Annotated in this window: 9 protein-coding genes; 4 read left to right on the plus strand and 5 right to left on the minus strand. The window is 63.9% G+C overall.

Annotated features, from left to right (window positions below; genetic code table 11):
* The 3 genes from clpB to B3873_RS02655 form a co-directional block, all read right to left on the minus strand.
* A partial coding sequence (clpB, locus tag B3873_RS02645; RefSeq protein ID WP_286863898.1) for an ATP-dependent chaperone ClpB occupies positions 1-2,316 on the minus strand: 2,316 nt, incomplete at its 3' end.
* Positions 2,317-2,421: 105 nt separating this feature from the next.
* Complete coding sequence (gene crcB / locus B3873_RS02650) at positions 2,422-2,796, minus strand: fluoride efflux transporter CrcB (RefSeq protein ID WP_121039842.1); 375 nt, start codon at positions 2,794-2,796, stop codon at positions 2,422-2,424.
* 18 nt (positions 2,797-2,814) lie between these two features.
* Positions 2,815-3,795 carry a LysR family transcriptional regulator gene (locus B3873_RS02655; RefSeq protein ID WP_039788379.1) on the minus strand — a complete coding sequence of 327 codons (981 nt, stop codon included), beginning with the start codon at positions 3,793-3,795 and terminating at the stop codon, positions 2,815-2,817.
* A 210-nt stretch (positions 3,796-4,005) separates the two neighbouring features.
* Here B3873_RS02655 and B3873_RS02660 point away from each other — a divergent pair, with 210 nt between their 5' ends.
* From B3873_RS02660 to B3873_RS02675, 4 genes are all read left to right on the plus strand, one after another.
* Positions 4,006-5,469, plus strand: a complete 1,464-nt coding sequence (locus tag B3873_RS02660; protein WP_286863899.1) for an efflux transporter outer membrane subunit — start codon at positions 4,006-4,008, stop codon at positions 5,467-5,469.
* Positions 5,466-7,670 (plus strand): FUSC family protein, encoded by a 2,205-nt coding sequence (locus tag B3873_RS02665; protein ID WP_039788382.1) that lies wholly within the window; start codon positions 5,466-5,468, stop codon positions 7,668-7,670. Before B3873_RS02660 ends, B3873_RS02665 begins: the two co-directional genes overlap by 4 nt.
* On the plus strand, positions 7,660-7,860 hold the full coding sequence (locus B3873_RS02670) for a DUF1656 domain-containing protein (protein WP_088753796.1): 201 nt from the start codon (positions 7,660-7,662) through the stop codon (positions 7,858-7,860). The genes B3873_RS02665 and B3873_RS02670 overlap by 11 nt, the downstream gene beginning before the upstream one ends.
* A 67-nt stretch (positions 7,861-7,927) precedes the next feature.
* Positions 7,928-8,902: an HlyD family secretion protein gene (locus tag B3873_RS02675; RefSeq protein WP_286863900.1), complete on the plus strand. Its 975-nt coding sequence runs from the start codon at positions 7,928-7,930 to the stop codon at positions 8,900-8,902.
* A gap of 55 nt (positions 8,903-8,957) precedes the next feature.
* Here the strand turns inward: B3873_RS02675 and B3873_RS02680 are convergent, their stop codons facing one another.
* Together B3873_RS02680 and B3873_RS02685 are read right to left on the minus strand one after the other, a co-directional pair.
* Positions 8,958-9,245: a helix-turn-helix domain-containing protein gene (locus tag B3873_RS02680; protein WP_008328257.1), complete on the minus strand. Its 288-nt coding sequence runs from the start codon at positions 9,243-9,245 to the stop codon at positions 8,958-8,960.
* Positions 9,246-9,994, minus strand: a 749-nt coding sequence (locus B3873_RS02685) for a HipA domain-containing protein (protein ID WP_286863901.1), incomplete at its 5' end; no start/stop codon positions are given.

A 9,994-nucleotide genomic window follows, 5' to 3' on the forward strand; every position in this document is an offset into this window, starting at 1 on the left:
GGCGTCCAGCGCGTGGAAGACCACGATCTCGTCCACCCGGTTGATGAATTCCGGGCGGAAGTGCGTGCGCACCTCGGCCATCACCGCCAGCTTCACCAAGGCCGGATCGCTGTCTTCCATGCTCTGGATCTTGTGCGAACCCAGGTTGGAAGTCATCACGATCACGGTGTTCTTGAAGTCCACGGTACGGCCCTGGCCATCGGTCATGCGGCCATCGTCGAGTACCTGCAGCAGGACGTTGAAGACATCTGGATGCGCCTTCTCGATTTCATCCAGCAGGATCACGCTATAGGGCTTGCGGCGCACGGCTTCGGTCAGATAGCCCCCCTCTTCGTAGCCGACATAGCCCGGCGGCGCGCCGATCAGGCGGGCCACGGAGTGCTTCTCCATGAATTCACTCATGTCGATGCGGATCATGGCTTCTTCGGTATCGAAGAGATACGAGGCCAGCGCCTTGCACAGCTCGGTCTTGCCCACGCCGGTCGGGCCCAGGAACATGAACGAACCATACGGCTTGCTGGGGTCGCCCAAACCGGCACGCGAACGGCGGATGGCGTCGGACACGGCCACGATGGCTTCATCCTGGCCGACCACACGTTCATGCAGCACGTCTTCCATGTGCAGCAATTTCTCACGCTCGCCTTGCATCATGCGCGAGACCGGGATGCCGGTGGCGCGCGCCACGATCTCGGCGATTTCCTCGGCACCGACCTGGGTGCGGACCAGCTTGGGCTTCTCGGCCTTGACGCCCGCTGCATCCTTCTTGTTCTGCACTTCCAGCGCGGCCTCCAGCTCGGCCAGCTTGCCGTACTTGAGCTCGGAGACCTTCTGCCAGTCGCTCTTGCGGGTGGCCTCTTCCATCTGCAGGCGCACCTTCTCGATTTCTTCCTTCAACTGCTGGCCGCCCTGCGCAGTCGACTTCTCGGCCTTCCAGATTTCTTCCAGATCGGCGTATTCGCGCTCCAGCTTCTCGATTTCTTCCTCGATCAGCTGCAGGCGCTTCTGCGAGGCTTCATCCTTCTCGCGCTTGACCGCTTCACGTTCGATCTTCAGCTGGATCAGACGACGGTCGAGCTTGTCCATGACTTCCGGCTTGGAGTCGATCTCGATCTTGATCTTGGAAGCGGCTTCGTCGATCAGGTCGATGGCCTTGTCCGGCAGGAAGCGATCGGTGATGTAGCGATGCGACAGCTCGGCAGCCGCCACGATGGCCGGGTCGGTGATGTCCACGCCGTGGTGCACTTCATACTTTTCCTGCAGACCGCGCAGGATGGCGATGGTGGCTTCCACGCTGGGCTCATCCACCAGGATCTTCTGGAAACGGCGCTCCAGAGCGGCATCCTTCTCGATGTACTGGCGATATTCGTCCAAGGTGGTGGCGCCCACGCAGTGCAGCTCGCCGCGGGCCAGCGCCGGCTTGAGCATGTTGCCGGCATCCATGGCCCCTTCGGCCTTGCCGGCACCGACCATGGTGTGCAGCTCATCGATGAAGACGATGGTCTGGCCTTCGTCCTGGGCGATTTCCTTCAGGACGGCCTTCAGGCGTTCCTCGAATTCGCCGCGGTACTTGGCACCGGCCAGCAATGCGGCCATGTCCAGCGACAGCACGCGCTTGGACTTGAGGCTGTCCGGCACTTCACCATTGACGATGCGCTGGGCCAGGCCTTCGACGATGGCCGTCTTGCCCACGCCGGGTTCGCCGATGAGCACCGGATTGTTCTTGCTGCGCCGTTGCAGCACCTGGATGGCGCGGCGGATTTCATCGTCGCGGCCGATGACAGGATCGAGCTTGCCGGCGCGGGCACGCTCGGTCAGGTCCAGGGTGTACTTTTTGAGGGCTTCACGCTGGCCTTCGTCCTGCTGCGAAGACACGGAAGCGCCGCCGCGCACCGCCTTGATGGCCGCTTCCAGCGACTTGCGGGTGAGGCCGTTTTCACGGGCGGCACGGCCGGCGTCGGACTTGTCGTCCGCCAGGCCCAGCAGCACCATTTCGCTGGCGACGAACTGGTCGCCGTGCTTTTGCGCTTCCTTGTCGGCCAGGTTCAGCAGGGCCACCAGCTCGCGGCCGACCTGCACCTCGCCGCCGTTGCCGGAGACCTGCGGCAGGCGCTTGACGGCCGCCTGCAAGGCAGTGGAAAGACCGTTCACATTCACGCCGGCGCGCTGCAGCAGCGAGCGCGCGCCGCCGTCATCCTGGTTCAGCAGTGCCAGGATGAGGTGAACGGGTTCGATATATTGATTGTCGTGGCCGACTGCCTGGGATTGCGCGTCGGCCAGCGCTTCCTGCAATTTGGTGGTGAGTTTGTCGAGACGCATGGTTCGCTCCAATTTTTCAATGAGATGAAAGTTGGGCCAGCGCCTGCGATTTTCAAGCAATGATCGTGCCGTCTGTTTTGATCTGCATCATGTCGCTCAAAGTAGTCATCCAGCCAAAGCGCGATAGCTTGCAAACCCGGCAACGCAAAGCACGACAGAGCCCAGCAGATGCAGGCCCGAGTGTCCGATGGCCCACAGGTAATCGCCCCGCTGCAGCAGGATCATGGATTCGGCCGAGAAGGTCGAAAAAGTGGTCAACCCGCCCAGCACGCCGGTCACGGCGAACAGCCGCCATTCCGGTGCCAATGCCGGATGCTGCTCGAAATAGGCGACCAGAAAGCCGATCACGCCGGCCCCGATCCAGTTGGCCGCCAGCGTGCCCAGCGGCACGAAGTGCCCGTCCACGTTCCATACCACGGAGATGCGCCAGCGCAACCAGGCGCCCAGTGCTGCTCCCATCCCGACTGCCAGCCATCCCATCGCATTCCCCTCGATTGATCACGCCAGCGTGCCGCCACGTGCGGCCAGCCCCTGCATTTCCTCGCGCAGACTACCCAGGCGCTCCAGCGCCTGATGGTCTTCCTGCAAGGTCTTGTCTACCGTTTCGTGCATCCAGTCGACCCAGGTGCTGATCTTGGCATCCAGGTACTGACGTGAAGGATACAGCGCATACACCCCCATGTTCTGCAGCCGGTGCTGCGGCAGCACCCGCACGATGGTGCCAGCGCGCAACGCGTCCACCGCCGAATAAATGGGCAGCACGCCAATGCCCATCCCTTCGCGCACGGCGGTCAGCATGGCTTCGGCCACGTTGACCTGGAAATTGCTCCTGACGGGGATCACGGTCTGGCCTTCCGGCCCTTCCAGCGCCCATTCGATCAGAGGAGAAATGGGGCTCACCAGTTGCAGGCAGGCGTGGTTCAGGAGATCGCCGGGATGCTGCGGCAGTCCGTATTTATCCAGATAGGCGGGCGAGGCACAAAGGATGCTGAAGGTACTGCCCAGCTGCCGGTAGATCAGGCCGGAATCGGGCAGCTCGCGCGCCACCACCAGGGAGACGTCGTAACCCTCTTCCAGCATGTCGGGGATGCGCTGCGCCAGCGTCAGCTCCACCGCCACCTCCGGATAGCGCTTGTGATAGCCCGAGATCGACGGGATCACGTAGCGCTGGCCCAGGCTGGTCATGGCGTGAATGCGCAGCCGGCCGGAAGGTTTCACGTAGGCCGCGCTGGCCTCGGCCTCGGCTTCGTCCACATAGGCCATGATCTGCTGGCAACGCAGCAAATATCGCTCGCCCGCTTCGGTCAGGGCAATGCGGCGCGTGGTACGGTTCAACAGGCGGGTGCGCAGATGCCGCTCCAGATCGGCCACGGCGCGCGAAACATGGGCGGTGGTCAGACTCATCTGCTGGGCCGCCTGAGTAAAGCTGCCAGCCTCGACCACGCGCGCGAAGACGCGCATGTTTTGCAGGGTATCCATCGTTTTCCTATCACTGTACTGAGCGCAGGCGCCCGTCTGGCCGAACTTGCCGCTGCGGACACACTGCGCCATGACAGCATTGTTACCCAGAATTGAGCAATCATTGTTGCTGCAACTGATATAAACAATTGCGAAATAGCGGATTTTTTCGAGAATAATTACAAAATAGAATACACAACTTCTGATATTTGCATTTTTTTGGGTAATTCCATGACACGTATCGCCTTTTCCAAGCTGCCCGCGCTGACCGTCATTGCGCTTTCGCTGACAATCGCCGGTTGTGCCGACCAGGGCGGCATCCAGCCGCAGGCCCAGCTGCGCGACGTCGCCGTGCTGGACGCCGGCCAGGCCATCCGCCAGGCCGCCAGCGAAGCCGGCTGGCCGCAGCGTGCCTGGTGGCAAGCCTATGGCGATGCGCAACTGAACCAGCTGGTGACCCGGGCCGTCGCCGGCAACCCCAGCATGGCCGTGGCAGCTGCCCGCGTGCGCCAGGCGCAGTCGATGGCCGTCGTCGCCCATGCCGGTGAATTGCCCAGTGCCCAGCTGGACGTGTCGGTCGGCCGCAAGGATTGGTCCGACAACGTCTATTACGGCGCGGCCTTCCGCGACAAGCTGACCTGGAACAACACCGCGACCCTGGGTCTGTCCTACAACGTCGACCTGTGGGACCGCAACAAGAACGCCACCCTGCGTGCCGAGGATGAAATGCATGCCGTGGCCGCCGACGCCCGTGCCGCCCAGCTCGAGCTGGAAGGCAATGTGGTGCGCACCTACGTGCAACTGGCGCTGCAGTACGGTCTGCTGGACAACACCGAGGCCATGCTCAAGGAGGAACAGAAGATCCTCGACCTGGCCCAGCGCCGCTTCAAGGGCGGCCTCGGTACCCAGCTGGAAATCACCCAGGCTGAATCCCCGCTGCCGGAAACCCGCCGCCAGATGGAAGCCCTGCAGGAAAACATCGCCCTGATCCGCAATCAGCTGGCCGCGCTGCTCGGTGCCGGCCCCGGTGCTGCCGACGGCATCACGCGGCCGACCATGCAACTGCAGACCGCGCTCGGCCTGCCCAGTGCGCTGCCGGCCGACCTGGTAGGCCGCCGCCCTGACATCAGCGCCGCCCGCTGGCGTGTGGAAGCGGCCGCCAAGGGGATCTCGGTGGCCAAGGCGGCTTTCTATCCCAACATCAACCTGCTGGCCGGCATCGGCCCCGCCGCCGCCGGTGGCGGGCTGTTCTCGTTCCTCTCGGCCCCCAATCTGCAAACCACCTACGGTCCGGCGATCTCGCTGCCCATTTTCGAAGGCGGACGCCTGCACGGCCAGCTGGGCGCGGCCAGTGCCGGCTATGACATCGAGGTGGAACACTACAACGCCCTGCTCTCGCAAGCCCTGAAAGGCATCTCCGACCAGGTCGTGACCCTGCAGTCGGTGGCGCGCCAGCAGAAGCAGGCGCAGGAATCGGTGCAGGCGGCGCAGAAGAACGTCGACATCGCCACTCGCGCCTACCAGCGCGGCCTGACCGACTATCTCAACATCCTGCATGCGCAGACCCAGTGGCTGCGCCAGCAACAGATCGTGCAGCAATTGCAGGCACAGCGCCTGGCGGCCTTCGCTGCCCTGCAGACCGCACTGGGCGGCGGCATCGAGGATGAAGCACCGGCCAAGGTGGCGGCACAATGAACACCCCTGCCCTTTCCATCAAAGCCCAGTTGCGCGAAGCTGCCACCGATTGGTGGCGCAGCGATGCGCCGACCTGGGTCTATGTCTTCAAGATGGTCTTCGCCGGCTTGCTGGCGCTGGGCATCGGTTACGGCCTGGATCTGGAATCACCGCGCTCGGCCCTCATTACCGTGTTCATCGTCATGCAGCCGCAAAGCGGCATGATCCTGGCCAAGAGCTTCTATCGCGTCATCGGTACGCTGGTCGGTTCGGCCGCGGTGGTGGTCTTCGTCGGCTTGTTTGCCCAGACCCCGGAACTGTTCCTGCTGGCCTCGGCACTGTGGATCGGGCTCTGTACCGTGGGCTCGGCCCATAACCGTAATTTTCGTTCCTATGGCTTCGTGCTCTCCGGCTATACGGTGGCGCTGATCGGCTTGCCCTCGGCCCTGCACCCGGCCGTCACCTTCGATTCGGTGATGACGCGGGTCAGCGAGATCATGGTCGGCATCGTCTGCGTGGGCCTGGTCAGCGCATTGGTATTCCCGCAGGCCAGCGCCCCCGGACTGGTGCGCATCATCCGCGGCCGCTTCACCGCCTTCGTCGACATGGTCAGTGCCACCTTGGGCGGCACCGCCGACCGCAAGCAGCTCGAAGCCACCAATGCCCGTTTCGTGGGCGACATCATCGGCCTGGAAGCCATGCGCAGCTCGGCCATCTTCGAGGACCCCGAAGTGCGCCTGCGCAGTGGCCGTCTCTCCCGCATGAACAGCGAGTTCATGGCCTTGTCGACCCGCGTGCATGCGCTGCACCAGCTGATGAACCGGCTGCATGCCAACCCGGCGCCAAGTGCCCGGGTGGTGATCGAGGCCATTTCACCCTACTACCGCGAAGTGCAGCCCCTGCTCACCCGCGCCAGCGGCGAGCCGGTCATGAGCGCGCTGGACGCCGCCGATGCGGCCCTGAAGCTGGATGCCTACAAGCGGGAACTGCCGCGCCGCGTGCGGGCCACGCGCCATACGCTGTCCGAGCAGTGCCAGAGCGACAGCGCCATGCTGGACTTCGATACGGCGTCCGAACTGCTGTATCGCGTCATCGAGGAACTGCACGCCTACACGCTGACCTATGCCTCGCTGACCCAGCGCCATCACGAGCGCGAGCAATGGGAGCACTCCTATGCGCCCAAGACCAGCATGACTACTGCCTTGATTGCCGGTGCCCGCGCCGCCATCGTGATGCTGGCCCTGGCCGCGTTCTGGATCGTCAGCGGCTGGCCCAGCGGCGACGTGGCCGTGCTCAATGCCGCCGCCTTCTGTGCCATCACCTCGGCCGCGCCCGATCCGGCCAAGGCGACCCGCACGGTGGCCATTGGCGTGCTGTTTGCTGCGGTAGCCGGCTACTTCTACACCTTCCATATCCTGCCGCGCCTGGATGGCTACTGGATGCTGGCCAGCGCGCTGATGCCGGTGCTGATGCTGGCCGTCTACCTGACCACCCGTCCCGCTTATGCAGGTTATGGCCTGGGGATCTGCATTTTCTTCCCGTTCCTGGCGGTGCCGGACAATTTTGCGCACTTCAATGCGGCCGGTTATCTGAACGAATCCGTGGCGCTGGTGGTATCGCTGATCGTCACAGCCGTGGCCTTCATGCTGCTCTTGCCGCCGACCACCGACTGGACCGTGCGCGTGCTGGAAAAGCAGTTGCGCAAGCAGGTGGTCGATGCCTGTTTCGGCAAGCTGGCGCATCTGGCCTTGAAGTTCGAGAGCGGTACCCGCGACCTGATGCACCAGATCACCATGTTCACCAGCAGCCGTCCCCTGCTACGTCAGAAGGCGCTGGGCTGGATGTTTGCCACGCTGGAAGTGGGCCACGCCATCATCGAACTGCGCAACGAGCTGCAGGGCATCCGCTCGGAGGCCCCGGACCTGCTGCCAGCCTCTGCCTATGCCGCCCTGAACCGTCTGCGTGAAGCCATTCCGGCGCTGTTTGCACAGCCCTCGGCGGCCACCCTGTCGGCGGCGCTGGCAGCCAACGATGCCACCATCGCCGAAGTCCAGGCCGCCATCGGTCCGCATTACCGCGAACGCAGCGAACGCCATCGCCTGCAACGCACCTTGAGTTACCTGCATTTCATCCGTACCGCCCTGCTCGATGAGCAATCGCCGCTGCACACCATGCGCGCCGGGGGCCAGAACAACACAACGGGAGCCCGCCATGCCACGTGAGATTTCCTTCTTCGACGCCTATATTCCGACCGTCCTGCTGCTGGCGGTGGTAGCCGCCGTGCTGGCCATGCTGGCCGACCGCGTGCTGGTGCGCTTCGGCTTCTACGAGCTGACCTGGCACCCTGCCTTGTTCCGGGTCAGCCTGTTCGTCTGCCTGGCGGCCTTGCTGGGGCTGGCGGTGTATCGCTAGCGCACCGCACTTCCTTGCGTACCCATCCCTTACGAAAAGATAAAGAAACAATCAGGAGTAGTTCATCATGCCGGTCAAATCGATTTTCCGCGTTCTCATCACCACGGCCATCTTCCTGCTGGCCATCCTGCTGGCCTGGAGCCTGTGGCAGCACTACATGCATTCGCCCTGGACCCGTGACGGCCGCGTGCGCGCCGACGTGGTCAATATCGCCCCCGATGTCTCGGGGCAGGTAGTGGCCTTGCCGGTGCGCGACAACCAGCTGGTCAAGAAAGGCGACCTGCTGATGGAAATCGACCCGGCCCGCTACACCCTGGCGCTGCAGCAGGCGGAGGCTGCCGTCACGGCGCGCAAGGCAGATCTGGACGTGCGCAAGGCGGAAGTGGAAGCGCGCCGCGCCGACCTGAACATGCGCCGTGCGCAAGCCCGCCGCCGTGCCGACGTGGATGCGCTGGTGGTCTCGCGCGAAGCCCGCGAAGATGCCGGCAGCCAGGTCACCGCCTCGCAAGCCCAGCTGGAAGCTGCCCAGGCCCAATTCCAGGGAGCGCAGGCGCAATACCAGGCCGCGTTGTCGCAGCGGGATACGGCCAAGCTGAACCTGGAACGTACCAAGGTCTTCTCGCCCGTGGATGGCTACATCACCAACCTGAGCGTGCGCCGGGGCGACTATGCGGCCGCCGGTGCAGCCAAGATCGCGGTGATCGACAGCCATTCCTTCTGGGTCTATGCCTACTTCGAAGAAACCAAGCTGCCACTCTTGTCCATCGGCGACCGCGCCAAGATCCAGCTGATCAACGGCGCTTCCATGGAAGGCCACGTGGACAGCATCGCCCGCGGCATCTATGACCGCGACAACCCGCAGAGCCGCGAACTGACGGCCGACGTCAACCCGACCTTCAACTGGGTGCGCCTGGCCCAGCGCATCCCGGTGCGCATCCACCTGGACAAGGTGCCGGACAATGTCTTGCTGGCCTCGGGGCTGACCTGCACGGTGGTGCTGGAGCCGGGCAGCGGCAAGCAGCAGGCGGTGGCAAAGAATTGATGACGTTGCAGTGAGATGAAGCGATGAGGCGACCTGGCGACGGGTCGCCTTTTTTTTACGGACGCTTGCGCATGACGGCACCGACGCACATGCCGACCGGCTTGAGCAGCTTGTCGGCCGTGGCCAGGGTGGGACTGGACTCACCGCGTTCGATGTCCTGCAGGGTACGGGCCGATACGCCGCACACCTTGGCATATTCGGCGATGGTCAGGCGCAAGGTGGTGCGGATCTTGCGGACCACGGCCGGCACCGGCAGCGTGGGATCGGCGGCCAGTTCGTCGAAGAGTGCGCGGCGCTCTTCCATCTGCTCGATGGCGCTCAGGGGTTTGAAGCGCTTGTCCATTCAGAGCGCCTCCAGCTGTGCCCGTACCTGGTCCACGGTGGCGGCCAGCGGGTCGAGGAAGGTGCTTTCGATACCCAGGCTGCGGCCATATGGCAGCAGGTCCGTCAGCGGCGATGCCATCTCGCGCAAGGCCGACCTGACCGGTTCCTGTTCGATCTGCGCGGCTTCGCAGGCCTGCGTGATGACGCTGGCCCACTGCGGCGAGCCTCCATCGTCACGTTCCCAGCGCATGCGCCGTGCAATGCCATCCGGATGCAGCCACATCGGGGCGAAGTCGAACAGCGGCGTCAGGCCGATCCGCCCCTGTGCATCGCGCCGGATGGCGGTATTGCGGGCGTGATTGTCCTTGTTGCGCAGGGCGATGTTGGCGATGTCGCGCTTCAGATATTCGATGATTTCGGGGAGCGGATCGGTGGCCACTTCTCCCAGCCTGGCGCACACCGCATTGTGTGTGGGAATGGCCGCAAAGCCGGTCACGCCGCACAGGGAAGCAATGCTTTCCTGGGCGTGGCGTACGACTTCGGTCCCGCGCACTTCGCGGTCAAAACGGGGGATGAACAAGGCCTTGCCGTGCAGTTCCAGCGCGCCGTGGACCTTCAGGCCCAAGTGTATCGCCAGCTGCATGTAGGGTGCCTCCAGACGCAAATCGTCGGCCAGATCCGGGTCGGGCCCGCGTCCGAACTTGACGATGTAATGGCGCTCAGCCTGCTCATCGGGCAAGGCGTGGCCGAGGTAGAACATGCCATCGC

Origin of the sequence: Herbaspirillum sp. UBA812, from assembly GCF_002296545.1 — a bacterium.
Lineage (GTDB): Bacteria > Pseudomonadota > Gammaproteobacteria > Burkholderiales > Burkholderiaceae_D > Herbaspirillum > Herbaspirillum huttiense.

Excerpts from the sequence above, each read along its gene's own strand:
- crcB (WP_121039842.1), bottom strand. The coding sequence starts at position 2,796 with ATGGGATGGCTGGCAGTCGGGATGGGAGCAGCACTGGGCGCCTGGTTG.
- B3873_RS02655 (WP_039788379.1), bottom strand. The coding sequence starts at position 3,795 with ATGGATACCCTGCAAAACATGCGCGTCTTCGCGCGCGTGGTCGAGGCT.
- B3873_RS02660 (WP_286863899.1), top strand. The coding sequence starts at position 4,006 with ATGACACGTATCGCCTTTTCCAAGCTGCCCGCGCTGACCGTCATTGCG.
- B3873_RS02665 (WP_039788382.1), top strand. The coding sequence starts at position 5,466 with ATGAACACCCCTGCCCTTTCCATCAAAGCCCAGTTGCGCGAAGCTGCC.
- B3873_RS02670 (WP_088753796.1), top strand. The coding sequence starts at position 7,660 with ATGCCACGTGAGATTTCCTTCTTCGACGCCTATATTCCGACCGTCCTG.
- B3873_RS02675 (WP_286863900.1), top strand. The coding sequence starts at position 7,928 with ATGCCGGTCAAATCGATTTTCCGCGTTCTCATCACCACGGCCATCTTC.
- B3873_RS02680 (WP_008328257.1), bottom strand. The coding sequence starts at position 9,245 with ATGGACAAGCGCTTCAAACCCCTGAGCGCCATCGAGCAGATGGAAGAG.